The organism is Bradyrhizobium sp. CCBAU 11430 (assembly GCF_028128855.1).
Classification (GTDB): domain Bacteria; phylum Pseudomonadota; class Alphaproteobacteria; order Rhizobiales; family Xanthobacteraceae; genus Bradyrhizobium; species Bradyrhizobium ottawaense.
This window is the reverse complement of record NZ_LBJV01000007.1, coordinates 430,828-456,198: the sequence shown is the minus strand read 5'-3', so window position 1 is coordinate 456,198 and position 25,371 is coordinate 430,828. Positions and strand designations below refer to the sequence as shown.

The 25,371-nt window shown below is 64.7% G+C and carries 23 protein-coding genes; 11 read left to right on the top strand and 12 right to left on the bottom strand.

What is annotated here, in order from left to right; all coding sequences use genetic code 11:
• Nucleotides 1-134 precede the first annotated feature (134 nt).
• The 4 genes from XI04_RS06850 to XI04_RS06835 all read right to left on the bottom strand — a co-directional run bounded on the left by XI04_RS06850 (nucleotide 135) and on the right by XI04_RS06835 (nucleotide 4,367).
• Nucleotides 135-1,337, bottom strand: a complete 1,203-nt coding sequence (locus tag XI04_RS06850; RefSeq protein ID WP_028145239.1) for an ABC transporter substrate-binding protein — start codon at nucleotides 1,335-1,337, stop codon at nucleotides 135-137.
• Nucleotides 1,338-1,416: 79 nt separating this feature from the next.
• The gene (locus XI04_RS06845; protein WP_018320970.1) at nucleotides 1,417-2,001 is read right to left on the bottom strand and encodes an amino acid synthesis family protein; all 585 of its coding nucleotides are present in this window, start codon (nucleotides 1,999-2,001) and stop codon (nucleotides 1,417-1,419) included.
• 15 nt (nucleotides 2,002-2,016) lie between these two features.
• Nucleotides 2,017-2,913, bottom strand: a complete 897-nt coding sequence (locus XI04_RS06840) for a UPF0280 family protein (protein WP_212477110.1) — start codon at nucleotides 2,911-2,913, stop codon at nucleotides 2,017-2,019.
• On the bottom strand, nucleotides 2,910-4,367 hold the full coding sequence (locus tag XI04_RS06835; protein WP_028145241.1) for a hypothetical protein: 1,458 nt from the start codon (nucleotides 4,365-4,367) through the stop codon (nucleotides 2,910-2,912). Before XI04_RS06835 ends, XI04_RS06840 begins: the two co-directional genes overlap by 4 nt.
• A 249-nt stretch (nucleotides 4,368-4,616) precedes the next feature.
• On the opposite strand from XI04_RS06835, the gene XI04_RS06830 reads away from it, so the two are divergent.
• Together XI04_RS06830 and XI04_RS06825 are read left to right on the top strand one after the other, a co-directional pair.
• The gene (locus XI04_RS06830; RefSeq protein WP_028145242.1) at nucleotides 4,617-5,099 is read left to right on the top strand and encodes a (2Fe-2S)-binding protein; all 483 of its coding nucleotides are present in this window, start codon (nucleotides 4,617-4,619) and stop codon (nucleotides 5,097-5,099) included.
• Complete coding sequence (locus XI04_RS06825; protein WP_271608258.1) at nucleotides 5,099-8,623, top strand: molybdopterin cofactor-binding domain-containing protein; 3,525 nt, start codon at nucleotides 5,099-5,101, stop codon at nucleotides 8,621-8,623. Before XI04_RS06830 ends, XI04_RS06825 begins: the two co-directional genes overlap by 1 nt.
• On the opposite strand, the gene XI04_RS06820 is transcribed toward XI04_RS06825, so the two are convergent.
• On the bottom strand, nucleotides 8,620-9,588 hold the full coding sequence (locus XI04_RS06820) for a catechol 2,3-dioxygenase (protein ID WP_028145244.1): 969 nt from the start codon (nucleotides 9,586-9,588) through the stop codon (nucleotides 8,620-8,622). The two genes, XI04_RS06825 and XI04_RS06820, sit on opposite strands and share 4 nt — an antisense overlap.
• A gap of 418 nt (nucleotides 9,589-10,006) precedes the next feature.
• On the opposite strand from XI04_RS06820, the gene XI04_RS06815 reads away from it, so the two are divergent.
• The 3 genes from XI04_RS06815 to XI04_RS06805 all read left to right on the top strand — a co-directional run bounded on the left by XI04_RS06815 (nucleotide 10,007) and on the right by XI04_RS06805 (nucleotide 13,089).
• Nucleotides 10,007-11,746 carry an ATP-binding protein gene (locus tag XI04_RS06815; protein ID WP_026202466.1) on the top strand — a complete coding sequence of 580 codons (1,740 nt, stop codon included), beginning with the start codon at nucleotides 10,007-10,009 and terminating at the stop codon, nucleotides 11,744-11,746.
• 238 nt (nucleotides 11,747-11,984) lie between these two features.
• Complete coding sequence (locus XI04_RS06810; protein WP_271608259.1) at nucleotides 11,985-12,563, top strand: peroxidase-related enzyme; 579 nt, start codon at nucleotides 11,985-11,987, stop codon at nucleotides 12,561-12,563.
• 10 nt (nucleotides 12,564-12,573) lie between these two features.
• Nucleotides 12,574-13,089 (top strand): MgtC/SapB family protein, encoded by a 516-nt coding sequence (locus XI04_RS06805; RefSeq protein WP_038946318.1) that lies wholly within the window; start codon nucleotides 12,574-12,576, stop codon nucleotides 13,087-13,089.
• A 3-nt stretch (nucleotides 13,090-13,092) separates the two neighbouring features.
• Here the strand turns inward: XI04_RS06805 and XI04_RS06800 are convergent, their stop codons facing one another.
• The 6 genes from XI04_RS06800 to XI04_RS06775 form a co-directional block, all read right to left on the bottom strand.
• Nucleotides 13,093-13,302, bottom strand: a complete 210-nt coding sequence (locus XI04_RS06800) for a hypothetical protein (protein WP_271608260.1) — start codon at nucleotides 13,300-13,302, stop codon at nucleotides 13,093-13,095.
• 3 nt (nucleotides 13,303-13,305) lie between these two features.
• Nucleotides 13,306-14,451: a PepSY-associated TM helix domain-containing protein gene (locus tag XI04_RS06795; RefSeq protein ID WP_271608261.1), complete on the bottom strand. Its 1,146-nt coding sequence runs from the start codon at nucleotides 14,449-14,451 to the stop codon at nucleotides 13,306-13,308.
• Nucleotides 14,452-14,459: 8 nt separating this feature from the next.
• Nucleotides 14,460-16,424 carry a TonB-dependent siderophore receptor gene (locus tag XI04_RS06790; protein ID WP_370157313.1) on the bottom strand — a complete coding sequence of 655 codons (1,965 nt, stop codon included), beginning with the start codon at nucleotides 16,422-16,424 and terminating at the stop codon, nucleotides 14,460-14,462.
• A 553-nt stretch (nucleotides 16,425-16,977) separates the two neighbouring features.
• Entirely contained in the window at nucleotides 16,978-19,554 is a 2,577-nt protein-coding gene (locus XI04_RS06785; protein WP_028145249.1) for an HAD-IC family P-type ATPase, read from the bottom strand.
• Nucleotides 19,551-19,718 (bottom strand): hypothetical protein, encoded by a 168-nt coding sequence (locus XI04_RS06780; RefSeq protein ID WP_162832235.1) that lies wholly within the window; start codon nucleotides 19,716-19,718, stop codon nucleotides 19,551-19,553. Before XI04_RS06780 ends, XI04_RS06785 begins: the two co-directional genes overlap by 4 nt.
• Nucleotides 19,719-19,948: 230 nt before the next feature.
• Entirely contained in the window at nucleotides 19,949-20,092 is a 144-nt protein-coding gene (locus XI04_RS06775; protein ID WP_162832236.1) for a hypothetical protein, read from the bottom strand.
• A 268-nt stretch (nucleotides 20,093-20,360) separates the two neighbouring features.
• On the opposite strand from XI04_RS06775, the gene XI04_RS06770 reads away from it, so the two are divergent.
• Entirely contained in the window at nucleotides 20,361-20,516 is a 156-nt protein-coding gene (locus XI04_RS06770; RefSeq protein ID WP_162832237.1) for a hypothetical protein, read from the top strand.
• Nucleotides 20,517-20,568: 52 nt separating this feature from the next.
• Here the strand turns inward: XI04_RS06770 and XI04_RS06765 are convergent, their stop codons facing one another.
• Nucleotides 20,569-21,198 carry a ParB-like protein gene (locus tag XI04_RS06765; RefSeq protein WP_028145250.1) on the bottom strand — a complete coding sequence of 210 codons (630 nt, stop codon included), beginning with the start codon at nucleotides 21,196-21,198 and terminating at the stop codon, nucleotides 20,569-20,571.
• Nucleotides 21,199-21,536: 338 nt separating this feature from the next.
• On the opposite strand from XI04_RS06765, the gene XI04_RS06760 reads away from it, so the two are divergent.
• From XI04_RS06760 to XI04_RS06740, 5 genes are all read left to right on the top strand, one after another.
• Nucleotides 21,537-21,878, top strand: a complete 342-nt coding sequence (locus tag XI04_RS06760) for a hypothetical protein (protein WP_028145252.1) — start codon at nucleotides 21,537-21,539, stop codon at nucleotides 21,876-21,878.
• Nucleotides 21,879-22,101: 223 nt separating this feature from the next.
• Complete coding sequence (locus XI04_RS06755; protein ID WP_007592476.1) at nucleotides 22,102-22,389, top strand: acyl carrier protein; 288 nt, start codon at nucleotides 22,102-22,104, stop codon at nucleotides 22,387-22,389.
• A 10-nt stretch (nucleotides 22,390-22,399) separates the two neighbouring features.
• Nucleotides 22,400-22,870 carry a 3-hydroxyacyl-ACP dehydratase FabZ family protein gene (locus XI04_RS06750; RefSeq protein ID WP_028145253.1) on the top strand — a complete coding sequence of 157 codons (471 nt, stop codon included), beginning with the start codon at nucleotides 22,400-22,402 and terminating at the stop codon, nucleotides 22,868-22,870.
• Nucleotides 22,867-24,072, top strand: a complete 1,206-nt coding sequence (locus XI04_RS06745; RefSeq protein ID WP_271595029.1) for a beta-ketoacyl-ACP synthase — start codon at nucleotides 22,867-22,869, stop codon at nucleotides 24,070-24,072. The genes XI04_RS06750 and XI04_RS06745 overlap by 4 nt, the downstream gene beginning before the upstream one ends.
• A gap of 18 nt (nucleotides 24,073-24,090) precedes the next feature.
• Nucleotides 24,091-25,368 (top strand): beta-ketoacyl-ACP synthase, encoded by a 1,278-nt coding sequence (locus tag XI04_RS06740; protein WP_028145255.1) that lies wholly within the window; start codon nucleotides 24,091-24,093, stop codon nucleotides 25,366-25,368.
• Nucleotides 25,369-25,371 lie beyond the last annotated feature (3 nt).

Genomic DNA, 25,371 nt, shown 5'->3' with positions numbered 1-25,371 from the left:
TCGGGGAACTCGTAGGGTGGGTTAGCGCAGCGTAACCCACCACCTTTTCTCGTGTGGCACCGAAAGAGGTGGGTTACGCCGAGCAGATACGCTTTGCGCATCTGCAGGGCTAACCCACCCTACGGCAGCGGGGATCAATCCTTCGGACGCAGCTTCTCGACTTCGGCATCGCTGGGCAGATAGTCCGAGCCCTTCTTGTAGGACGAATCCACCATCACGCCCTTGCCGTCCTTCAGCGCGGTCTTGCCGACAAAGGCACCGAGCGTCGACTGATGGTCGATCTTGCGGAAGGTGATCTCGCCGAATGGCGAGGGCATCGACAGCCCCTCTGCCGCGGTGATCAGCTTCTCCGGATCAGTCGAGCCCGCCTTCGCCAGGATCGCGGCGGCCGCCTTGATGGTCTGGTAGCCAACGATCGAGCCGAGGCGCGGATAGTCGTTGTACTTGGCCTGGTACGCCTTCAGGAACGCGTCGTGCTCGGGCGTCTTGATCGAGTACCAGGGGTAACCGGTGACGATCCAGCCCTCGGGCGTCTCGTCCTTGAGCGGATCGAGATATTCCGGCTCGCCGGTCAGGAACGAGACAACCTCGCGCCCCTTGAACAGGCCGCGGGTGTTGCCTTCGCGCACGAGCTTGACGAGGTCGGCGCCGAAGGTGACGTTGAGGATCGCTTCGGGATTGGCGGCGGCAACAGCCTGCACCACCGGACCCGCGTCGATCTTGCCCTGCGGCGGCCACTGCTCGTCGACCCACTGGATGTCAGGGCGCTTCTCCGACATCAACTTCTTGAACACGGCAACCGCGGACTGGCCGTATTCATAGTTCGGCGCGATCGTCGCCCAGCGCTTGGCGGGCAGCTTGGCGGCTGCTTCCACCAGCATCGCCGCTTGCATGTAGTTGGAAGGGCGCAGGCGGAAAGTGTATTTGTTGCCCTTCGACCAGGTGACGGCATCGGTCAGCGGCTCGGCCGCGAGGAAAAACACCTTCTTCTGGTTGGCGAAGTCGCTGACGGCGAGGCCGATGTTCGACAGGAACGTACCCGTCAGCATCGCGACGCCCTCGCTCGACACCAGCTCATTCGCCGCAGTCTGCGCGTCCGCCGGCTTGCCGCCGTCGTCCTTCGAGATCACGACCAGCTTCTTGCCATTGATACCGCCGGCCGCGTTGATCTCTTCGACCGCGAGCTGCCAGCCCTTGCGATAGGGTTCGGTGAACGCCGGCAGCAGCGAATAGCTGTTGATCTCGCCGATCTTGATGTCCTGCGCCAGGGCCGAATGAGCCATGCCGCCCGCCAGAAGCGCAAAGGCCGCGCCGACGAAGTAATTTCTTGCTCGCATCCCAACCTCCAGTTTTGAACTCTTTACGTCTTCTGCCTGATCTCATCGGAGAGGCTGTGCCCGCCTCCCGCTTCGAGCCCTATCTCAGACCGTCCTCGCCCTTCACTTCCGCAACGGTAAGACCGCCGACGCGCGGCAGCGGACGGCCGCTGTCCGTGACGGCGACCGCGACCATGATCTCGTTGGCGCGCGGCGCATCGTTGATCTGCACCTCCATGCCGTCGAAATGGCTGCGCACGAACGCGGCATCCTTGTGCCCAAGCGGGATGTCGAGCGTCGTGCCCGGGCCGCTGCGCTTCTTCGACGACGGGATCAGCGCCGCGCCCTTGCTCAGCACTTTCCGCACCGGCGCGCCCATCTTGGGGTGGAGGATCGCGGCGGCATGCTCCAGCTCGCCGTTCTCGCCGACAGCGGCAGCCTTGCCGTAGCTCTGCGCCTTCGCGCCATCGATGCCGAGCGCCGCCACGGCGCGCTTCGACAAGAGCTCACCGAGCTCTTCCCCGATCGCGATCAGCGGCGAGAGGTCCTCGACATATTGTCCGGCAAAGGGATTTTCGATCACGGCGATCGCAGCCGCGCGCCGGGTCGGCGGCGAGACCTGGCGGCCCATCTCCATCTGCGTCTCTTCGACGACGGTGACGATCTTGCGGATGATCGCGCTCATGTTTCACTTCCCTGTTCAGGCACAGACGGCGTTCTCCGGCAGATGCGGGCGCGTTCGTTGCTCTTCTATATCCTTAGCTCCGATGACAAGCATATCACCACAAAGCTGCAAGACGGCACCCTCGATCAATCCGCGATCGAACAATTGGCGTGCACATTCCGCGCCAGATTCGAGCGTTGTCCCGACCTCGTCCTGCGACAACTCGCCGACGTCGCGGGTGACGAGGCGCGAGCCGAGATCGCTGTCGGGCTGAAGCTTGTTTGCAGGCGTTCGGATGATGGCGGGATGCCCGGGCAGGTCGACGGCATTGGCTATGACCGTCGCCGCCGCATCGGCCTGCGACGCCGTTGCCGCCAGCACCGTCACGGCGTCGGCAATGCCGAACGAAAAACTGCGGCCGTGGCGTCCGCTGGTCGCGATGCCCCGCACGGGGTCATCCGCATCCACCCTCATCGTTCGCATCACGCCAGCGCGATCGGGTCGGTCCATCAGGCCGACCGAAAAATGCTCGCCCTTGCCGAGATGGAGCGCGATGTCGCCACCATTGTTGACATAGGCCTGATCCAGCGTCGCAGCGCCCAGCATGGCGCCCAGAATCTCCTCAGCCACGCTACCGGCAACAGCCGCCATCGGCGTGATGAAGCAATCGGAGGCGTAAGGCGCGACCGCTGCGTGCATCCGGCGCGCCACCACGCCCCTCAGCGAAGTGCGCTTCCCGGCGGCCGTCCGCAGTTCCGGCAGCTCCGCGCAGAGTTCGTCGAGCAGTCCGGTGAAGCGGCGCGCGGCCGCCTCATAGGCCGCACGTACATCGTCCGTGCGCCCCCTCGCCTCAACGACCAGATCGATCGGCCCATCCTGCAAATGCAGCCGCCGGCCATCAGACAGCAATGCGATTTGCGGGAGCCTTGTCATGCCCGCGGTCCCGGGATCGGGTTCTGCCAGGGCAGCTGGCGGACATCGTCGCCGCTCTGCACCTCGGAGAGCGGCTTCACATAGTCCATGTGCCCGCCGAGCGCGGCATAGTCGGACAGCTTCATCGTGAACTCGATCGGCGCAACCAGCGCCGGCGTCGGCACGTAGCCGAACGCGCCCGCCGGCATCTGCGTCACGTCGACCATGTAGGTGATGCCGCCGCCCGGCCAGACATAGACCGGCGCGCCGCCACTGGTGACGCGCGTCAGCGCGTCCTTCACCGAGCGCGTCAGCCGCACCGGATTGTCGGTGACACCGGCGCGCAGCGAGCCGCCGGCACCGGCCATGAACAGCACCGTGCACAGCGCCGGCTCGCAATTCTCCTGGATACGCTCGACCGAGAACTTAAGGTCGTCAGGCATCTCGGTCTCGACTGGCTTCAGGGCCCCGTCGAGCACGTAATAAGACGAATGCTCGCCGGTCGTGGAGACCATCAGCATCGAGAGACCCGGTTTTGCTTCCTTGGCGTCGAACGGCCCGAGGATCGCGAGCGGATCGGAAATGTTGGTGCCACCCCACCCCGTGCCGGGATCGGCGACCTGGAAATAGCGGCCTGGCGTCGAGCGGCGGCCCTTCATCTTGATGCCGGTGTCGGCGATGTCGAGCAGCTTGCCGGCCTGATGCTCCGAGAGCACGCCGGTGATGTGATCGTCGACCACGACGACTTCGTCGACCTTGCCGTGCCATTGCTTGGCAAACATGCCGATCGTCGCCGAGCCGCAGCCGACGCGCATGCGCTCTTCTTTCATGCCGTTGACGATCGGCGGCTGGCCGGCCTGGACCACGACGCTCGCGCCGCCGTCGATGGTCAGCTCGACCGCCTTGCAATTGGCGAGATCCATCAGCGTGTCGCAGGTGACGCGGCCCTCCTTCTTGGAGCCGCCGGTCAGATGATGCACGCCGCCGAGCGACAGCATCTGCGAGCCGTATTCGCTGGTGGTGACGTGGCCGACCGCCTCGCCCTGCGCGCGGACTGTCGCGGTCTCCGGCCCGAGATAGCGATCGGTGTCGATCTTCACCTTGATGCCGCAATAGGAGAAGATGCCCTCGGTGACCACAGTCACCATGTCGACGCCGTCGACCTCCGCCGAGACGATGAACGGCGCCGGCTTGTAGTCGGGATAGGTCGTGCCCGCGCCGATCGCCGTCACGAAGGTGGAAGGTTCGTGGACGATCTTGCCGTCCCAGTCTTCGGTGCGGCTGAACGGGACCAGCTTGCCGCCATGCGAGACCGTGCGCTCCAGGATCACATGCGGATCGACGCGGACGAGCTTGCCGTCGTGGTTGGCGTAGCGATCGCAGGCGCCCGCCGCGCCCGGCTTGATGTAGCACATCACCGGACAAGCATCGCAGCGGATCTTGTCGATAGCAGCGCTCGTCGTTTCCATCACCATGTCAGAGCCAGCGAGACCGCGGTTATCATTCGTATACGAACGATGGTGCGCGCGCCCCGGATGGCTGTCAAGCGGCGGTGCAGCGCAAAAGATGCTGCTGCTGCATAAAACCTCATTTGCCTATCCGCCCTGTCCACAAAGAAGGCAGTCGCGCTGCAGTGCGGCATGCATGGCTTGCACGTTTGTGTACAAACGGTATCGTCGCGACGTAGATTTTCGCCATTACTGGCCGAGCGCTTGGAAACGAGGATGACGCAGACACCGATCCGCCTCACCGTGAACGGGGGGATCCACGAGGTCGCTGCAGCGCCGGAGACGCCGCTGCTCTACGTGCTGCGCAACGATCTCGCGCTCAACGGCCCGAAATATGGATGCGGCCTCGGCGAATGCGGCACCTGCACTGTCCTGATCGACGGGGCCGCAGCCCGCTCCTGCGTGATTCCCGTCGGTGGCTGCGCCGGCCGCGACATCGTGACGCTCGAAGGGCTCGGCACGCGCGACAAGCCTGACCTCGTGCAGCAGGCCTTCATCGACGAGCAGGCCGCGCAATGCGGCTATTGCCTCAACGGCATGATCATGACCACCAAGGCGCTGCTCGCGATCAACCCGCGCCCGACCGAGCAGGAGGCGCTGGCGGCGCTCCGCTACAATCTCTGCCGCTGCGGCACACATGTCGAAATCCTGCGCGCCGTGATGCGCGCTTCCGGCCAACTCACCGAGGCCGTTGATTGATGGCCTCCCCTGCCCCTGATGGATCTGAGCGCCAATCCGGTTCGCTCGTCGTCGTCCGCACCGTGGACGAGCTCACGTCCGAGACTTTCATCCGCATCACCGCGGATGGCTCGGTCAGCGCCTATAACGGCCATGTCGATCTCGGCACCGGCATCCGTACCGCGCTCGGCCAGATCGTCGCCGAGGAGCTGGACGTGTCCTTTGCGCGCGTCGTCGTGGTGCTCGGCGACACTGCGGTGGTGCCCAATCAGGGCGCGACGATCGCGAGCGAGACCATCCAGATCACGGCCGTGCCCCTGCGCAAGGCCGCGGCGCAAGCCCGTCACTTCCTGATCGCGCGCGCGGCCGAGCGGCTGGAGCTGCCGGCGGCCGATCTCAGGATCGAAGACGGCCTCGTGCGCGGGCACGACAATCGCAGCATCAGCTACGGCGAATTGATCGGCGACGAGACGATCCGCCTGGAGCTGGCCGACGACGTCACCGTCAAGGCGGTCGGCGATTATGCCATCGTCGGCCAGTCGATGCCGCGCGTCGACCTGCCCGCCAAGGCCACGGGCGAGCTGACTTTCGTTCACGATATCCGCGTCCCCGGCATGCTGCACGGCCGCGTGGTGCGCCCGCCCTATGCCGGCGTCGATGCCGGTCCGTTCGTCGGCACCAGCCTGATCGCGGTCGACGAATCCTCAGTGCGCGACATTCCCGGACTTGTCGCCGTGGTGCGCATCGGCGACTTCGTCGGTGTCGTCGCCGAGCGCGAAGAGAACGCGATCCGCGCGGCGGAGCAGCTCAAGGTGAGCTGGAAGCCTACGCCTACCCTCACCGATCTCGCAGACATCGAGACCGCGCTGCGCGCCAATCCATCGACGCCGCGCACGCTGATCGACAAGGGTGACGTCGATGCGGCGATAGCAGGTGCGGCCAAGCCGATGCAGCGCACTTACGTGTGGCCGTATCAGATGCACGCCTCGATCGGCCCATCCTGCGCCGTCGCGGATTTTCAGGACGGCAATATCCGGGTCTGGTCGGGCACGCAAAATCCGCACGTGCTGCGCAGCGACCTCGCGCTGCTGATCGAGCGTCCCGAGAGCGAGATCGAGGTGATCCGGCTGGAGGCGGCCGGCTGCTACGGCCGCAACTGCGCCGACGACGTCACCGCCGACGCGGTGCTCCTCTCACGCGCGGTCGGCCGCCCCGTGAGGGTTCAGTTGACGCGCGAGCAGGAGCACGCCTGGGAGCCCAAGGGCACCGCGCAGCTCATCGACGTCAATGGCGGTCTGGATGCGGACGGCGGTATCGCGGCGTATGATCTCGCCACGCGTTATCCCTCGAATGCCGCGCTCACGCTGGCCCTGCTGCTCACCGGTCGCATTCCATCCGAACCTGCCGTGCTGCAGATGGGCGACCGCACCGCGATCCCGCCCTACGATTACGACCACATGCGCGTCGTCGCCCATGACATGCCGCCGATCGTGCGCGCCTCCTGGTTCCGCGGTGTCTCCGCGCTGCCGAACACCTTTGCGCACGAATCCTACATCGATGAAGCCGCAACCGAGGCCGGCGTCGATCCGATCGAATACCGCCTGCGCTACCTCAAGGACCAGCGCGCCGTCGATCTCGTCAATGCCGTGGCCGAGCGCGCGGGCTGGGCGCCGAGGCCGGTGCGCGAAGAGAAGGACGGCGAGGTCGTGCACGGGCGCGGCTTTGCCTATGCGCTCTACGTCCACAGCAAGTTTCCCGGCTACGGCGCGGCGTGGTCGGCGTGGATTGCCGACGTCGCGGTGAACAAATCGACTGGCGATGTCAGCGTGACGCGCGTGGTTGCGGGACAGGATTCCGGATTGATGATCAATCCGGACGGCGTACGCCACCAGATCCACGGCAACGTCATCCAGTCCACCAGCCGCGCGCTGATGGAGGAAGTCTCGTTCGAGCGCGGCGCGGTGGCGGCGCGCGAATGGGGCGCCTATCCGATCATCCCTTTCCCCGACGTGCCCAAGATCGACGTGCTGATGCTGCCACGTCAGGACCAGCCACCGCTCGGCGTCGGCGAGTCCGCTTCGGTCCCGAGTGCGGCGGCGATAGCGAATGCGATCTTCGATGCCACCGGTGTGCGCTTTCGCGAGCCGCCCTTTACGCCCGAACGCATCCTGAGGGGATTGCACGGTGAAACATCGCCCGTGCCGCAGGCCCTGCCCGCGCCCGCCGCGCCGCCGCCGTCGCGCATCTGGGAGACTCCCTTCGCCAAACGCGCCGGCATTGTCGCGACGATTGCCGCGGTCTGCACTGCCGCGATCGGCATTGCCGCGGCGCTGCTGCCGGGGCGCGCGATTGCGCCGATCGCCCGGCCCGACGCATCGGTCTATTCCGCCGCGACGATCGCACGGGGAGAGCAGCTTGCTGCGCTCGGCAATTGCGCGGAGTGCCACACCAATATCGACAGCGTACTCAATGCCGGCGGCCGCGCATTGGAGACGCCATTCGGCACGATCTATTCAACCAATATCACCCCCGACGTCGAGACCGGCATCGGTGCCTGGTCCTATCCCGCCTTCGAGCGCGCAATGCGCGACGGCTTGCATCGCGACGGGCGGCAGCTCTATCCCGCCTTTCCCTACACACACTTCGCCAAGACAAACGAAGCCGACCTTCAGGCGCTCTATGCCTATCTGATGGCGCAGCCTGCAGTGCGCGCGACGGCGCCGGCGAACACGCTCGCCTTCCCGTTTAACCTGCGCCCGCTGCTCGCGGGTTGGAATGCGCTCTTCCACCAGGCAAAGGAATTCAAGCCCGACCCCACCAAGTCCGAGGCCTGGAATCGCGGCGCCTATCTCGTCGAGGGCCTCGGCCATTGCAGCGGCTGCCACTCGCCGCGCAACGCGCTCGGCGCCGAGCAACGCAAGGCCTATCTCGCCGGAGGCTTCGCCGAAGGCTGGGAAGCGCCGCCGCTGACCTCGCTCTCGCACGCGCCGATCCCGTGGAGCGAGGACGAGCTGTTCGCCTATTTGCGCACCGGCCATTCGCGCTATCACGGGGTCGCCGCCGGCCCGATGGCGCCTGTTGTCAGGGATCTCAAGGCCCTGCCCGACCAGGATATCCGCGCGATGGCGGTCTATCTCAACTCGTTCAACGACGCCGCAGCCGATGCGCCGGAGGTGCTCGCCGCGAAGCTGGAGAGCAAGACGCAGGTTACCATCGCCTCCTCCACCGGCGCACGCCTCTATCAAGGCGCCTGCGCGGTCTGCCACGAAGTCGGCGGCCTTCCACTGTTCGGCAGCCGGCCCTCGCTCGCGCTCAACAGCAATCTGCACAGCGCAACGTCGGACAATCTCGTGCAGGTGATCCTGCACGGTATCGCCGAGCCGGTGTCGAGCGACCTCGGCTACATGCCGGCGTTCAGGAACAGCATGAGCGACGCGCAGGTGGAGGAACTCGTCAGCTTCCTGCGCGGCCAGTTCGCGCCGGACAAGCCGGCGTGGACCGGCGTGCGCGAGACGATCGCGAGGGTGCGCGGCTCAATCCACTAAGCGTGCTTCTTCACTTCCACCGGCGGCGTGCCGTGGGTGTGGAAGGACTCGATCGTCTTCAGCCCCCACGCCTGGCCCTTCTTGCGCTCCTCCTCGGTCCACACGATCGGCTTCCAGTCCGGCGCCAGGATCAGGCGGGCGCCGGCATTGGCGACTTCGACACGGTTGCCTCCGGGCTCGTAGACGTAGAGGAAGAAGGTCTGCTGGATCGCGTGCTTGTGCGGGCCGGTCTCGATGTGGATGCCGTTCTCCAGGAAGATGTCGGCAGCGCGCAGAATTTCCTCGCGGCTGTCAAGCGCGTAGGTGACGTGGTGGAAGCGGCCGGGCACGCCTGAATGGTCGAGCGAATAGGCGAAGTCGTAGCTCTTGTTCGACATCGTCAGCCACATCGCCGCTTCCCGCCCGTCGTTGAGCACGATCTGCTCGGTGAGCCGGCAGCCGAGGTAATTCTCGAAGAACTCGCGGTTGGCCTTGATGTCGACGGCGAGGCAGTTGAGATGATCGAGGCGGCGGACATTGACGCCGCGCGCGGGGAAGCGCTGCGCCTGGTTCTTCAGCGCCGGCTTCAGCTCGGGCGGTGCCTGATACCATTCGGTCTCGTAATAGAGCTCGACGATGTGGCCGTCGGGGTCGCGGCAGCGGAAGGTCGGCCCCTGCCCCATGTCGCCGTCGATCCAGCCGATATCGAAGCCGGAGCCCTTCAGCGCGGCGACGCGGCGCTCCAGCGCCTGCTGGCTGCGCGCGCGCAGCGCCATGTGCTCCATGCCCGAGGTCTTCGACGCCGTCAGCTTGAGCGAATAGCGCTCGTAATCGTCCCAGCCGCGCAAGTAAACCGACTCGCCCTTCTGGCCGCTGACGGTCATGCCCATGACGTCAACGAAGAATTTCAGGCTCTCATCGGGCTTGGGCGTCAGCAGCTCCATATGGCCGAGATGAGCGAGATCGAGGATCGGTTCGGGCTGCATGGCTTTCCTCCAGGGCACAGCTGGCGATCCGCCGACCGGATCGCATCATCGGGAGCAAGGCTGCAACGCGCTCAGCCCCCGGAGACGGTCACAAGGTCCGCCGGCCTATTTGTACTAATGTACAAATGATTAGGTCCCGTCAACAAATCAACCACCCCTGGATCGAAGGAAGATGTCCCCCGAACGGTGGACTGACTGGCCTGATGGTAAAATGTTCCTTAATTGCCTTTCGGCTCCAACGGCCCGAAATTGCGCCAATTTCCCGCCGTTTCCGCCAGTAGGTATGCAATCGGAACAAACCTCGCGGCCGAATTGTCGCGGATTTAACGAAGTGCCCGCGCCCGGCGCTTAACCGTTTGTGCAGCCACGGCCGCGCATAGTCCGAGCAGATCCCTTGCTCTTGCCAGGTTCATTCATCGTGACATCCTTTGGACGCGTGATTTCGGTTCGCGGATCGCTGGCCCGAGTCGGGCTGCTGGCAGAAAGCCAGATGCCTATCTCGGAAGTTCGGGCGACCGTCGGCCGCTTCGTCAGTATTCGCAGCGCCAGCTCGGTCATCGTTGCGATGATCACCGAGGTGTCCTGCGAGAACCTGTCGAGCAGCGACAGTTATATCGCGGTTGCCTCGGTCGACCTGCTCGGCGAGATCCTCAACGCCAGCGACAAGCCGAAATTCCAGCGCGGCGTCACCAACTATCCGACCATCGGCGATTCCGTCGATCTGATTACCAGCCAGGAGCTGCGCACGATCTACGCGCCGACCGGCTCGGACCAGATCAATGTCGGCTTCCTCCAGCAGGATCGCTCGGTCGTCGCCTATGTCGATGTCGAGGAAATGCTGTCCAAGCATTTTGCAGTGCTGGGATCGACCGGCGTCGGCAAGTCCACCGGCGTGTCGCTGCTGCTCAACGAGATCCTGAAGGCGCGCCCGAACCTGCGCATCTTCCTGCTCGACGTGCACAACGAATATGGCCGCTGCTTCGGCGACCGCGCGCTGGTGCTCAACCCGCGAAACCTGAAGCTGCCGTTCTGGCTGTTCAACTTCGAGGAAATCGTCGACGTGCTGTTCGGCGGCCGCGCCGGCGTGCCCGAGGAGCTCGACATCCTGGCCGAGGTGATCCCGCTCGCCAAGGGCGTCTACACCCAATATCAGAACGCCGACCGCATCGGCCTCAAGCGCATCGATCCCAAGCAGATCGGCTACACCGTCGACACCCCGGTGCCGTACCGCCTGGTCGACCTGATGTCGCTGATCGACGAGCGCATGGGCAAGCTCGAGAACCGCTCCTCGCGCATCATCTATCACAAGCTGATTTCGCGCATCGAAGCGGTGCGCAACGACCCCCGCTACGCCTTCATGTTCGACAACGCGAATGTCGGCGGCGACACCATGGCCGAGGTCATCAGCCATCTGTTCCGCCTGCCGGCGAACGGCAAGCCGATGACGGTGATGCAACTCGCCGGCTTCCCCGCCGAGGTCATCGATTCCGTCGTCTCGGTGCTGTGCCGCATGGCCTTCGATTTCGGCCTGTGGAGCGACGGCGTCTCGCCCCTGCTGTTCGTCTGCGAGGAAGCGCATCGCTACGCCTCCGCCGACCGCAATATCGGCTTCGGCCCGACCCGCAAGGCGGTGTCGCGCATCGCCAAGGAAGGCCGCAAATACGGCGTCTATCTCGGCCTCATCACCCAGCGTCCGGCCGAGCTCGACGCCACCATCATCTCCCAGTGCAACACGCTGTTCACGATGCGTCTTGCCAACGAGCGCGACCAGGCGCTGCTGCGCGCCGCAGTGTCGGACGCCGCCGCGAACCTGCTCTCCTTCGTGCCCTCGCTTGGCACGCGTGAAGTGCTGGCCTTCGGCGAAGGCGTCGCACTGCCGACCCGGTTGCGCTTCAAGGAGGTGCCACCGCACCAATTGCCGCGCGGCGAGGCTACCATCAGCAGCGTGCCTTCGGTCACCTCCGGCCATGACATGCATTTCGTCAGCGCCGTGCTGGAACGCTGGCGCGGCGCCACCTCGCAGCGCGACGTGCCGAACGACCCTGTGTTCTCGGCTCCGCCCGCCAAGACGCTCTCCAACGTCGAGGCCCCGATGCTGCAGCCCTCGATGGGGCTCGATCCGGACCGCTTCTCGCTGTTGAAGAAGCCGCTGCGGTAAGGACTCTCGTGTCCCGGACGCGCATCAGCGTGAAACGCTGCTGCGCAGAGCCGGGAGCCATGCCACAATCACGGCACTCTCGGAGACATGGGCCCCGGCTCAGCAGCGCTCCGCACCGGACGATGCCTCGCATCGCCGGGAGCGCTGCGCTGCGTCCGGGCACGAGACGTAACGACTCCTCTGGAGCCTCTCGCCCGCATCGACTATGGTCCCCGGCCGCAAGCCGGAATCCATGACCATGACACAGCCCTCACAACGTTTCCCAGCTCCCGCCCTCGACACGCTGCCCGATGACATCCGCACGCGTCTTCTCGCGGTGCAGGAGAAGAGCGGCTTCGTGCCGAACGTGTTCCTGACGCTGGCCTATCGTCCCGACGAGTTCCGCGCGTTCTTCGCCTATCATGACGCGCTGATGGAGAAGGACGGCGGCCTCACCAAGGCCGAGCGCGAAATGATCGTGGTCGCGACCTCGGCCGCCAACCAGTGTCAGTATTGCGTGATCGCCCACGGCGCGATCCTGCGCATCCGCGCCAAGAACCCGCTCATTGCCGACCAGGTCGCGGTGAACTACCGCAAGGCCGACATCACGCCGCGGCAAAAGGCGATGCTCGATTTCGCGATGAAGGTCTCGGCCGACGCGCAGCGCATCTCCGAGGACGATTTCGCCGGGCTCGCGCCGCACGGCTTCAGCGACGACGACATCTGGGACATCGCGGCGATCTCCGCCTTCTTTGCGCTGTCGAACCGGCTGGCGAATTTCACGGGCATGCGCCCGAACGACGAGTTCTACCTGATGGGACGCGTGCCGAAGAAGTGACGGACAAGACATGACCGAGATGGACTGGCCCGAAATCCTGCTGCGCCTCGGCACCGCGACGCTCGCCGGCAGCGCGATTGGCCTGAACCGCGACCTGCACGGCAAGCCGATCGGGCTGAAGACACTCGGCATCGTCGGGCTCTCCACCGCAACCGTCGTGCTGCTCGCGGTCCAATTCGCCGAGCCCGGCAAGATCACCGATGCGGCGAGCCGTGTGATCCAGGGCATCCTGACCGGCATCGGCTTCCTCGGAGCCGGCGTCATCGTCCATGAGAGCGATCGTTTTCGCGTACGCGGCCTGACCAGCGCGGCCTGCACCTTCCTCGCCGCCTGTCTCGGCATTGCGTGCGGCGCCGGGCAATGGAAAATCGTCCTGGTCACGCTGGCCTTCACCTTCGTGCTGCTCACGATCGGCCGACGTGTCGAACGCTGGCTGCATCGGATGCTTGGCGGCAAGGATGAGAAACACGACGTCAGCCACGATATCGAAGAGCGCCACCTGTCGGAGCCGGATCGCCGTCCATAAATCTCAGCGGGGTCGACCTGCACGGCGCCAGCAGACAATCGCCAGAACGACCGGCAACGACAACCCCAGCCACGAAAGAGCGTCCCAGAAGCCGTCCCCGACGAGCGCAACGCCGAGCCCCGCGCCGCAGACGACGCTGACAAGGACAGGCCAGCGGAAGACATCCCAGGCGCTCTTGTGAATCCGGAGCTGGTTCCGGGCGGGAATGGCCATGGGCTAGACGCCGACTGCCGCGGTCCGGCCCGCGTCGAGCGGCTTGCGGCGGACCGACGACTTTCGCCTCGCCACCCACAGATAGATCCCGCTGACGAGAACGATGATCGTGATGATGTCCAGCAGCGCCCAGATGATCTTCAGTGGAAGCCCACCATAGTCGCCGAAATGCAGTGGGCGCGAGACCTGAAGCGTCTTCAGATACCAGGGCACCTCGGGTGCCGCGATCGTCTTGCCGTCATTGGCATCAACGAGCATCGGCTGGAGCATGCGCGCCGTGAAAGGCGTCGCGCCCTTGGTCCAGACGACGAGGTGCTGCGGACTGCCGAAGCGGGCCGACGTCGGCATCGTCACCGAGGTGACCAGACGATCCGGAAATCTCGCGCGGACGAGTTCGACAGAAGCCTGAACCGACGGGATCGGAGCCACGGGCTTGCCGAGATGAGGCGCCAGCAAGACCGGGATCAGCTGCGCGCGCCACAGATCGAACAGCGGCGTCGCCAGCGTGTTGATCATGCCGGTGAGACCCACAACCATCGTCCAGGTCACGGTGACGATGCCGAGGAGATTATGGGTGTCGAGCCATTTGGCGCGTGGCGACGAGCGCCGGCGGATCGTGCCGAAATCGAGCCGCCGCATGAACGGCCAATACACGACCACACCGGATATGATCGACGCTGCGAACAGAAGACCCATCCCTCCGAGAAACAATTCGCCGGGCAAGCCCGCGAACATGTCCTTGTGAATCCGCAATACAATGTCCATGACGTCCTGATGGGGAGCCTCCTCCCCGAGCACCTCGGCGGTGCGCGCATCAAGCGTTAGGCGATGAAAGCTGCCCGGCGCCGGGATCGCCGTCGGAGAAACCGCGACCGTGACCAGCGGCTCCGTCTGCTTGAGATTAAGGAGCAGCACGTACTGACCGGGAAAGCGCGCCTGTGCCGCCGCGATCATCCGGTCGAGCGAGAGCCGCGCCGTACCGGCCGGCATGGCGGGCGCCGCGATCTCATCGTCGAGCAGGTCATCGATCTCATCGTGAAAGACCAGCGGCAGCCCCGTGACGCACAGCATCAGCAGAAACAGCATGCACACCAGGGACGTCCAGGTGTGAATGCGGGACCACAGGCGAATCGTGCGTGCTTGAACCATGACGAATACTACCAGCGATAGCTGACCGTGCCCGTGATGGTGCGCGGGCTCGTGTATTGGCAACCGCCATTCGTCGTGCAGGCAAGCGTGACGCGATCGGCGATGTTCTTCACGTTCAGCGCCAGGTTGACGCCCTTCGGCTGACGATAATGCATGCCCGCATCCAGCACGACGTAGCCCTCGTTGACGATTGTGTTGGTGGTGTCGGCGAAGGTCGGTCCGTTGTAACGGATGCCGCCGCCAAGTCCCCAGCCGTCCCAGGTGCCGCCCTGGATCGTGTAGTCGACATAGGCCGATGCGAGCTGGCGGGCGACGAGCGTCGGCACCTTGCCGAGGTCGGTCCCGGTGCTCTGCGTCACCCTCACATCCTGGTTGGTGTAGGTCGCCACGAAGTTCAGCCCGGGCATGATCTGCGCCAGCGTCTCGAACTCGATGCCGCGCGAGTTCACCTCGCCGAGCTGGACCGAGAAGCCGAGATGTGATGGATCGGACGTGAGCGAATTCTGCCGCGTCAGGTCGTAGATCGCCACGGTCATCAGCAGGTTTCGCGACGGCTGATACTTGACGCCCACCTCATGCTGCTGCGCCATCGTCGGCTTGAACGGGTTTCCCGCAAAGTTCGTGTTGGGTGTCGGCAGGAAGGATTCCGAGTAGCTATAATAAGGCGCAACACCGGAATCGAACACGTAGGAGACGGCTCCCCGCTTGGTGAAGGCCGTGTCCTTCGTGTCGGTGGTCTTGTTGGTCGCCAAGGCGTAGGTGTTTTGTTCCGAGGCGTCGTACCGGCCACCCAGCGTGAAGATCCAGTTCTGGATCTTCATCTGATCCTGCACATAGACGCCGACCTGGTCGATCGTCTGGTTCGTCGAGGGGGTGGTGAGCGCAGTCGGAACGACGACGGCCTGGTCGTACACCGGATTGAGCTTGCTGAGCGGCGGCGCTGCTCCGGAATAAGTCCGGTCCGTCATGTTGAACGTCAGATAGTCGACGCCGGAGACCACCGTATGCTGAAGCGGCCCCGTGCTGAACTTGCTGATCAGGTGGTTGTCGGTCGACAGCGATTCGACCTGCTCCTGTATGCGCACCGCACGCCGCGGAAAGACCGTGGTCGTATCGAGCGGACTTCCGATGAACGTCAGATAGCGATAGTCGAGTTCGGTGTGGCCGTAGCGGGCCTTCGATTCGAAGACCAGATTGTTGCTGAAGCGATGCTCGAACTGGTAGCCGACACGCTCCTGCTCCTGGTCGAACTTGTTGTAGCTGGGATCGCCAAGGAAAAGCGGCAGCGCCGTGATACCGGTGATCTTCCCGCCGCTCACATGGGCCATCGACAGCGGAAAGGCGTTGCCGGTCAGATCGCGGGTATAGTCGGCGAGAATGGTCAGCGTCGTGTCATTCGTCGGCTTCCAGGTCACCGCCGGCGCGATATAGGTGCGATTGTCCTTCACGTAGTTCGAGAAGTTGGCGATCTGCGCATCGGAATCCCTGAACACACCGGTCAGCCGGTAGAGCAGCGTGCCGTCCTTGGTGGCAGGACCACCGAAGTCGAAGGCACCCTGAAACCGGTCGTAGTTGCCGAACTGCCCGACAATCTCACCGAAGGCCTTTTCGGGCGGCCGCTTGCTGATGACATCGACAAGTCCGCCCGGCGCGCCCTGTCCATACATGACCGAGCTCGGCCCCTTGATGACGTCGATGCGCTCGAAACCATAGGGCTCGTTGCGGAACAGCGAGAGGAAGTTGGGATCGCCCATCTCGCGAAGCCCGTCGCGATATGCGCCGTAGCCGTTGTTGTCGAAGCCGCGGATGAAGACATTGTCGAAGCGCGGGTCCTTACCGCCCGGCTGAATGGCGAGACCTGCGACATGCTGCAATCCTTCGACCAATGTCGTGACGGAGCGGGCATCGAGCTGATCGCGACTGACGACGGAGACGGATTGAGGCGTCTCGAGGTTCGGGACGTCGGACTTCATCGCAGCCGAGCTGACGACAGGTACAAATCCCTTCACCGGATCCGTACCGCGCTCCATGGCGACGGCGGCGGGCTGAGAGCCGGACTGGAGCACCTGTCCTGCCGCGCGCGATCGCGCAGTTCGGGCGCTCACAGACCGGGTGGTGCGCGATCTCGTGACCTGACGCTTGTTCGCGCGGCTTTGCTCGACGACGACCGGCGGAAGATCTGATGCTGCGCTCGCGCTCTGGGCTTGCGCGTTGCCGCCAAAAGCGATCGCCGGAGGAAGCACGACAAGACCGCACAGCATCGACACGCATCCGCGCTTCGTTGCGCGTGCGTCAAACACGAATTCCAGCATTCCCAGTCCCCGAATTTACCGGGACGACCATGCAAAGACTCCGAACGCACAATCAAAGTCTTTTGGACGTTCGTGTCGTAGAATCTATGTAGACTGGATCCATTCTAATGAAATGGCCTCAGCATCTTGCGCCGGCCCTCCACGGGCTGCATGAATTCCCGACGCTGACGATCCACCGCAGCGCGCCGCGATGACCGACCTGCCGCGTCACGATCTAGAATCGCAACCGCCGGCCCCAAACCGGCTTCAGCAGTTCGAGCGCCGTGAGTACCAGCAATCCTGCGCCGAGCGTGACCATCAGATCGTCCAGGTGCAGGGGACCGAACCGGAACAGACTGGACGCCGGCGGCCAGAACAGGGCCGCGGCCAGAACGAGCGCGATCGACAGGAATATCCAGAGCAAAGCCGGATTCGGACGGAAGAACGCCGACAAGAACGACGCGCTGAAGGACCGGTTGACCAGCACCAGCGCGACGACGCAGACGACCAGCGCGATGAAAGCCAGCGTGCGCGCCTCGTCGGGTGGAATACCGGAACGAAGCGCAACGACGAAAATCACCGCGATCAAGGCAAAGGCCATGACGCCTTGAAGAACGCTCCAGCCGACCAAAGCCCACGAGAACAGTTCCGCATCGGCGCGCCGCGGCGGGCGCGTCATGACATCGCGCTCCTCCCGCTCGGCTTCGAACACGAGCGAGCAGACCGGGTCGATGATCAGCTCCAGAAATGCAATGTGAACGGGCCCGAGAACCAGAGGCAGCCCGAAAACCAGCGGCAGCAGGGCGAGCCCCGCGATCGGAACGTGGACGGCGAAAATGAAGGCCATCGCCTTGCGGAGATTGTCGTAGATTCGGCGCCCCAGCCGGATGGATGCGACGATGGAGCCGAAATCGTCGTCGAGCAGGACGATCGAGGATGCCTCGCGGGCGACATCGGTGCCGCGGCCACCCATCGCGATCCCGATATGGGCCGCCTTCAGGGACGGCGCGTCGTTGACGCCGTCGCCGGTCATCGCGACGATCTCGCCGTTGCGCTTCATCGCCTGAACGATCCGCAGCTTCTGCTCCGGCAGGACCCGCGCGAACACGTTCACGTTCCTGACGAGGGCCTCCAGCCCGCTCTCGTCCGCGAGCCTGATCTGCTCACCGGTCGCGACCTCGTTGACGTCGAGCCCGGCCTGCCCGGCGATCGCCATGGCGGTCGCCGGATAGTCGCCCGTGATCATGACGACGCGGATGCCGGCCGAACGACATTCGGCCACCGCCTCGGGGACATGCGGACGAAGCGGATCGGCCAACCCGACCAGACCGAGGAAGCGAAACGAAAAACCTTCCTGCGAGCTCGGCAGGGCCTCGCCGTCGCAGGTCGCGGCGGCCACGCCGAGCACGCGAAGACCGTCCTTGGCCATCGCCGCGACCGCATCCCGCATCGCGTCCTGGTCCGCACCATGCAACTTGCAGAGGCGCGCAATCGCTTCGGGAGCACCTTTGGCCGAGGCGAACACTCCCTGGGACGATTGCCAAACCTGGGTCATCGCCAGCAGTTCGGGACGCAGGCCGTAGGTGCGGATCAAGGTCCGAGCATGCAGGGTTTCATCAGCCTCCGGCAGGTTCGCCTGCGCGAACGCGTGCAGGGCCTTCTCCATCGGATCGAACGGTTCGGGCGAGCTCGCCAGAGCACTGCAACGCGCCAGCTCGAAAAACTCCGCTCCCACGGGCGCCGGCTGCGAAGACACGAGGCGGACGCTCGTCCCGCCGCGTAGCCTCAGCTCCGCGACCGACATCCGGTTCTGCGTCAACGTGCCGGTCTTGTCGGTGCACAGCACCGTGGCGGAGCCGAGCACCTCGATCGCGGCCGCGCGCCGCGTCAGCACCCGCGCCTTGGAGATCCGCCAGGCGCCCATGGCCATGAACACCGTGAGGACGACGGCAAACTCCTCAGGCAGCATGGACATGCCGATCGCGATGCCTCCGAGCATTGCCTGCAGCCAATCCCCGCGCAACGCTCCGTAAAGCAGGACAGCCGCCAGGCTGATCGCCGCGCCGCCGAGAAAGCAAAGCCGTACGAGCCGTGCGGTCTGCTGCTGCAGCCGCGGCGGCTCCGACTGCAAACCATGCAGCGACAGTCCGATCTTCCCGATCTCACTGCGAGGGCCGGTGGCCTCGACCTCGGCGAGGCCCTCGCCTCGCACGACCAGCGAGCCCGAATACACGAACGGCAGGTCATCGCCGCCCGGGCGATGTTCGGCCAAGGCGACCTTTTCAGTCATGGAAGCCTCGGCGACCGGCGTCTTGAGGGCCTGCTTGCGAACCGGGACCGACTCTCCGGTCAGCAGGGACTCATCGACCGCCAGATCACGCGCACTGACGAGTACCGCATCCGCCGGAATCCGATCGCCTTCGGCCAGGACGAGGAGATCGCCGCGGACGACGTCCCGGCCCGCGATCCGCCGCCGCTCGCCATCCCTGACCACGAGCGCTCGCGGACTGGTCAGCTCCCGCAACGCCTCCAGCACGCGCTCGGTGCGGGTTTCCTGCACGATCGTGATCACGACGGAGATGGCGCCGAATGCCAGGAGAAGCAGCGCCTCGCGGAGGTCGCCGAGCAGCAGGTAAACCAGCCCGCCACACAGAAGGAGAGCGAGCATCGGCTCGCGCAGCACCTCGAGCACGATGCGCAGGGGCGTGCGCCGTTCGGGCCGAGGCAGCTCGTTGTAACCTTCATGTTGCAGCCGCAGCCGGGCCTCGGTTTCGCTGAGCCCGGCCGAACCGCCGCTTTCTGTCCTGCTCACGTCTTCCGCCGCATGCTCCAGAGACTTCCAGCCCCCACGACGGCTGTCACGAGCAGGACGGCGACGAAGGTCTGGATGATGGTGAAGTTCAGGGCATCACGCGCGACGAACAACGCGGTGAGCGCGCCGGCAATGATAAAGACGATACGAAAGATGAGGCTCATGGTCATGTCTCCAGTCTTGCATGACTTGGAGCCCGGGCCCACGACGTCTGGGCACAACGCTGCTTCTGCAACCATGCAGAGAGACTTTAGCCCGTCACAGCGGCGCAGATTTGCGACAAGTCAAGCCTGATCCGGCCATCGCCGCATCTGGCCGGTCGACGGGTGCGACGTGATGTCCCGCCGCGAGCGATCAGCCGCGGCATCGCTCATGGTTGCAAGGCGCCGTGCCGCTAGCGCTTCGCCATCAACTCGAGCGCCGGAGCAAAGCGCTCCGCGAACGTCAACGACTTGGCGTGGTGAACTGCGGCAAACGATGCCGAAATTCCTGCCGAAGCGACCGCGAGCAACGCAATTACGAAAGCCAGACGGCGCATGTTCGCCTCCTGTGTGAGCTCGTCTACCCCATACAGATGGGACGGCTCTGTTTCAGGACGGTTTCATGGGCGCGGAAATTGATTTCACTCAAGCGCCTGTGATGGGATCCGGCTTATCTGGACGCATTCCGCAACCAACTAACAATGGTCGACGTATTTTGCAGCGGAGCCCGGCCGTGTTGGGAATTCTACGTCCGCGGACACGATCCTAAAGCACTGCGGCGACCAGCAGCATTCGCTGGAATGGGAGTCATCAAGGACTATTCAAATGAAGATCGTGATCCAGAAGCTCAATGGCCTGTGGCACCTCATCGTCGGATCGTGCCTGATCCGAACGCCCTTCCTCGACACGCAGGATCGTGCGCTAGTGGTCACTTACGCTCGCCGCGCCTATCCCGGCGCCAGGATCTTCCAGCGCGACTGACGCGAGCGGCTGCGCATGATGGTCAGCTCACTAGAGCGATTCCCGACTGCCCCTAATCATCGTCCTCCGGACCGCACCAGCCGGGCAGATAGATCGCGTCCTTGCTCTTGGCTGCGGACATCGCCTTCTCGATCGCCTTGTCGAAATCGGCCTCCACCGTCTTGCGCGAGACCTTTCGGCGCAGGAAGTCCGCCCACAGGAATTCCGAGAACGGCGTGGTGTCCTTGGCGAAGCCGCCCAGGCGGCGCAATTCGCCGGCAAGGCTGCGGAACGGATCGTCCTTGAGATCGGCAACCGATTTTGGCAGGTCGCGAAACTGCCGCCGTTCGCCCTTGGCGTCGTAAGGATAGACCCAACGCTTGTTGTCCATCACGCCCCAGAAGGCCTCGCGCTCGACCATGCGGAGGTCGCCGACGATGGTCACCAGCACCTCCTTGACGCCTTCGTCGTGCAGCGCGCGGCCGAGGTGATGATGGTCGATCACATAATAGCGCGCGTCGGGACCGTAGACGACGGGGATCATGTGCTTGCCGAGCAGATCGGCCTGCTTCTTCTTGTCATGCTCGCGCCAGCGCTTGCGCTTCTCCTTGACCTCGCGCATGCCGACCGTCATCTGCGTCGGCCGGAGCGACAGGATCGGGACCGGGTGCACTCTCGGCTCACGCGCGTTGGTCGTGGTCATGGTCGAAGGCCCCTCGCATGGATGCAACTGACGGTTCAGGTTCCACGACTATGACATGGGCCATGCGGCGGCAAAACGTGTTCGGAAGGACGCGGAGATCACAAGCCGATGTAGAGGGGAACGAAGGTGTGAAATCCTTGGCCCTTGCTACCTCTGTTGTTGCAACGCAACCCTTGCATCCCTGCCGCCGACACGACGGCCGGTTCCGCGGTCGCTTCCCACAATCCATGCACAAATAGTGCGAGCGTACAAATGCACGCGGGCATTGCGAAGATTTTCTGCAACACGTTCATCACGTGTGCTATCTAAAATCGCTGCTTCGGAGTGATCCCCGCCCCATGACGACCCAGCGGCCCATAAGCTCTGACGACGAGCACCGGGTGCTCCAGTTCAGGCCGCGCACCTCGCCTTCCCCGACGGTCCACCGCGGCAGCGGTACCGTGCAGCCGTTGCGAGTCGCCCCCGAACCGCTCGACCTGTCGCGCTACGAGAAGCCCCGCGCCGAGCCGGACAATTTCCGCCATCGCATGCTCGCCAACATCGCGGCGCTGGCCTTCACCATCGCGCTAACCGCAATCGGAATTTGGCTCGCGGTCAGCATCGCCGACCTGCGCCGGACCCAGGATTGCGTGCTGATGGGCCGTCGCGACTGCGTCAAGATCACGACGCCGCACATCTAGGCCCACCTCGCCCCGGCCCCGGCGGGCACGCGACTTCAGCGGGGCATCCCCAGCCCCGTCTCACCGCCTGCCCGCCTCCATTGAACTCAGGGCGGCGCTCCGATATACGGGCTTTCGACCCGGCCAGAGGGGGGTTTGAGGGCGTCATCAGGGGCGCGATGCCCACCCACCGTGCCACTCTGGATAACCTGACAAATATCCGCAATATATCAAAGGCTTAGTGATGTCTTCCACATTCGATCAGGTCGCCACGATCATCGCTGAAACCTGCGACATCCCGCGCGACACGATCACGCCGGATAGTCATGCCATTGACGATCTCGGCATCGACAGCCTCGATTTCCTTGATATCGCGTTTGCGATCGACAAGCAGTTCGGCATCAAGCTCCCGCTGGAAAAGTGGACCCAGGAGGTCAATGACGGCAAGGCGACCACCGAGCAGTATTTCGTGCTGAAGAACCTGTGCGCCCGCATCGACGAACTGGTTGCGGCCAAGGGCGCGAGCGCCTAAGCGCGCGGTCATGCAACTCGAATACTTCCACATGATCGATCGCATCGTCGACCTCAAGGTCGACGAGAAGACGATCGTCGTCGAAGCGCAGGTCCCGCAGGAGAGCACCATCTTCGAGGGGCACTTCCCGGGTTACCCCTTGATGCCCGGCGTGCTCCTGATCGAATCGATGGCGCAGGCCTCGGGCTGGCTTCAGCTCGGCGTGTTCAAGTTTGAACGCATGCCGATCCTTGCCGCCGTGAAGGAGGCCAAGGTCCGCGGCTCGGTCTTCCCCGGCGATCTCATGAGCATCGAGGCGAGCCTCATCCATGAAGGCTCCGGCTATGCCATGACCGAAGCCAAGATCAGGGTCGGCGGCAAGCTGCGCGCGAATTCGGCGCTCACCTTCACGCTGATCCCCTTCCCCAATGCGGATATGCGCGGCTACATGACGAAAGTCGCCGAGCGCGTCGGCTTTCCGCAACAGGCCGTATCGCCATGACTGACACTGCTTCGAAGCCCGGCCAGACCGAAGTCTGGATCACCGGCATTGGACTCGCGACCTCGCTCGGCGAGGGCCTGGACGCCAACTGGGCCGCGCTTCAGGAGAAGCGCATCAATGTCGACGAGAAGGGCTTTGCGCCCTACATCGTGCATCCCTTGACGCCTGTCAGCTTCGACAGCCAGATCCCGAAGAAGGGCGACCAGCGCCAGATGGAAGCCTGGCAGCGCATCGGCACCTACGCCGCCGGCCTTGCGCTCGATTCAGCCGGGATCAAGGGCAACAAGGACATCCTGTCGAAGATCGACATGGTGGTGGCCGCCGGCGGCGGCGAGCGCGATCTCAACGTCGACACCGGTGTCTTGACGGCCGAGGCCAAGGGCGCGAACGCGCCCGGCTTCCTCAACGAACGGCTGATGAGCGATCTGAGGCCGACGCTGTTCCTGGCGCAGCTCTCCAATCTGCTCGCCGGCAACATCGCCATCGTGCACGGACTTGGCGGCACCTCGCGCACCTTCATGGGCGAAGAGGTCGCGGGCGCCGATGCTGCCCGCATTGCGCTTGCGCGCATCGCCTCGGGCGAGAGCGACATCGCGCTGGTCGGCGGCTCGCATAATGGCGAGCGCAAGGACTTGCTCGTCCTCTACGAATTCGGCGATTTCAACCTCAAGGACAAGTTCGCTCCCGTCTGGGCGCGCAAGGACCACGCCGGCTTCGCGCTCGGATCTGCCGGCGCCTTCCTGGTGCTGGAGTCGAAGGCGCATGCGCAAGCGCGCGGCGCAAAGCCGTTCGCAAGACTGTCGAGCGTCGTCGCCGACCTCGCCCGGCGCAAGCAGCCCGGCGACATGGCCGCGACGCTGGAGCAGCTGTGGGCCAAGCTGCCCAGGCGCGAAGGTAAAGGCGCCATCATCTCAGGCGCAACCGGTGCAGAGCCCGCAACGAGCGAAGAGCGCGGCTTCCTGAAGGGCCATGCCGATTTCCCGGTGCGTTCGACCGGCACGATGTTCGGCCACACCATGGAGACGCAATTCCCGCTCGGCATCGCGCTCGCCGCGCTGTCGATCTCGCGCGGTGCGCTGTTCCCGCCGAACGATTCGACGGGCACCGAGATTGAAATGCAGGGAGCGCCCACCCAGATTGTGGTGGTGGGGGCCGGACACTGGCGCGGCGAAGGCATGGCGCTGGTCGAGGCAGTTAGCTAGCTCTATCGGGGGATCGACATGACTGCACCACGCGACAAACTCGGGCGCCCCGTCGTCGTCGTCACCGGCATGGGCATCATGACCTCGCTCGGTGCCGGCAAGGCCGACAATTGGGCCAAGCTCGTTGCCGGCGAATCCGGCATCCGTACCATCACGCGCTTTCCGGTCGACGGCCTCAAGACCACGATGGCCGGCACCGTCGATTTCGTCAGCGTCGATCCATTCTCCTCCACCGGCCTGTCCGAGCGGATGGCTGAGCTCGTGACGGAAGAAGCGCTCGAGCAGGCCGGCATCGGCGCCAAGGCCGATTTCCCGGGGCCCCTCTTCCTCGCGGTTGCGCCGGTCGAGGTCGAATGGCCACAGCGACGCGAGCTCGGCCGCGCCGTCGGCGCGCTCGACTTCAACTATGACGATCTCTTGCGCATCTCCGGCGGCGGCAAGTACAGCGCCTATCATCACCGCTTCATGTTCGGCTCGGTGGCCGCGCATCTCGCCGAGACCTTTGGCACCAAGGGCTCGCCGATCTCGCTGTCGACGGCCTGCGCGTCCGGAGCCACCTCGATCCAGCTCGGCGTCGAGGCGATCCGCCGCGGCGAGACCGATGCTGCGCTGTGCGTCGCGACCGACGGCACCGTGAACCCCGAGGCCCTCGTGCGCTTCTCGCTGCTCTCGGCGCTGTCGACCCAGAACGATCCGCCGCAGGCGGCCTCCCGCCCCTTCTCCAAGAACCGCGACGGCTTCGTCATGGCCGAAGGCGCCGGCGCGCTCGTGCTGGAAAGCTACGAGGCCGCCACCGCGCGCGGCGCAAAGATCCTCGGCGTGATCGCCGGCTGCGGCGAGCTCACCGATTCCTTCCATCGCACCCGCTCTTCGCCCGACGGCAAGCCGATCATCGGCTGCATGAACAAGACGCTGGCCGATGCCGGCATGACGCCGGACCAGATCGACCACATCAACGCGCACGGCACGGCGACGCCCGAGAACGACAAGATGGAGTTCAACACGACATCGGCCGTGTTCGGCGAGCTCGCGCAGAAGATTCCGGTGACCTCCAACAAGTCGATGGTCGGCCACACCATCTCGGCGGCAGGCGCGGTCGAGGCGATCTTCTCGCTGCTCACGCTCGAGCATCAGCGCATCCCGCCGACGATCAACTACGAGACGCCGGATCCCACGATCCTGTTCAACGTCGTCGGCAACAAGGCGCGCGACGCCCGCGTCACCGCGGTGATGTCGAACTCGTTCGGCTTCGGCGGCCAGAACGCCTCGCTGATCCTGACCCGCGAACCGGCCTGACCG

Bases quoted from the DNA above. Each gene is read 5' to 3' on its own strand.
- XI04_RS06850 (WP_028145239.1), bottom strand. From the start codon at position 1,337: ATGCGAGCAAGAAATTACTTCGTCGGCGCGGCCTTTGCGCTTCTGGCG.
- XI04_RS06845 (WP_018320970.1), bottom strand. From the start codon at position 2,001: ATGAGCGCGATCATCCGCAAGATCGTCACCGTCGTCGAAGAGACGCAG.
- XI04_RS06840 (WP_212477110.1), bottom strand. From the start codon at position 2,913: ATGACAAGGCTCCCGCAAATCGCATTGCTGTCTGATGGCCGGCGGCTG.
- XI04_RS06835 (WP_028145241.1), bottom strand. From the start codon at position 4,367: ATGGTGATGGAAACGACGAGCGCTGCTATCGACAAGATCCGCTGCGAT.
- XI04_RS06830 (WP_028145242.1), top strand. From the start codon at position 4,617: ATGACGCAGACACCGATCCGCCTCACCGTGAACGGGGGGATCCACGAG.
- XI04_RS06825 (WP_271608258.1), top strand. From the start codon at position 5,099: ATGGCCTCCCCTGCCCCTGATGGATCTGAGCGCCAATCCGGTTCGCTC.
- XI04_RS06820 (WP_028145244.1), bottom strand. From the start codon at position 9,588: ATGCAGCCCGAACCGATCCTCGATCTCGCTCATCTCGGCCATATGGAG.
- XI04_RS06810 (WP_271608259.1), top strand. From the start codon at position 11,985: ATGACACAGCCCTCACAACGTTTCCCAGCTCCCGCCCTCGACACGCTG.
- XI04_RS06805 (WP_038946318.1), top strand. From the start codon at position 12,574: ATGACCGAGATGGACTGGCCCGAAATCCTGCTGCGCCTCGGCACCGCG.
- XI04_RS06800 (WP_271608260.1), bottom strand. From the start codon at position 13,302: ATGGCCATTCCCGCCCGGAACCAGCTCCGGATTCACAAGAGCGCCTGG.
- XI04_RS06795 (WP_271608261.1), bottom strand. From the start codon at position 14,451: ATGGTTCAAGCACGCACGATTCGCCTGTGGTCCCGCATTCACACCTGG.
- XI04_RS06790 (WP_370157313.1), bottom strand. From the start codon at position 16,424: ATGAAGTCCGACGTCCCGAACCTCGAGACGCCTCAATCCGTCTCCGTC.
- XI04_RS06780 (WP_162832235.1), bottom strand. From the start codon at position 19,718: ATGAGCCTCATCTTTCGTATCGTCTTTATCATTGCCGGCGCGCTCACC.
- XI04_RS06775 (WP_162832236.1), bottom strand. From the start codon at position 20,092: ATGCGCCGTCTGGCTTTCGTAATTGCGTTGCTCGCGGTCGCTTCGGCA.
- XI04_RS06770 (WP_162832237.1), top strand. From the start codon at position 20,361: ATGAAGATCGTGATCCAGAAGCTCAATGGCCTGTGGCACCTCATCGTC.
- XI04_RS06765 (WP_028145250.1), bottom strand. From the start codon at position 21,198: ATGACCACGACCAACGCGCGTGAGCCGAGAGTGCACCCGGTCCCGATC.
- XI04_RS06760 (WP_028145252.1), top strand. From the start codon at position 21,537: ATGACGACCCAGCGGCCCATAAGCTCTGACGACGAGCACCGGGTGCTC.
- XI04_RS06755 (WP_007592476.1), top strand. From the start codon at position 22,102: ATGTCTTCCACATTCGATCAGGTCGCCACGATCATCGCTGAAACCTGC.
- XI04_RS06750 (WP_028145253.1), top strand. From the start codon at position 22,400: ATGCAACTCGAATACTTCCACATGATCGATCGCATCGTCGACCTCAAG.
- XI04_RS06745 (WP_271595029.1), top strand. From the start codon at position 22,867: ATGACTGACACTGCTTCGAAGCCCGGCCAGACCGAAGTCTGGATCACC.
- XI04_RS06740 (WP_028145255.1), top strand. From the start codon at position 24,091: ATGACTGCACCACGCGACAAACTCGGGCGCCCCGTCGTCGTCGTCACC.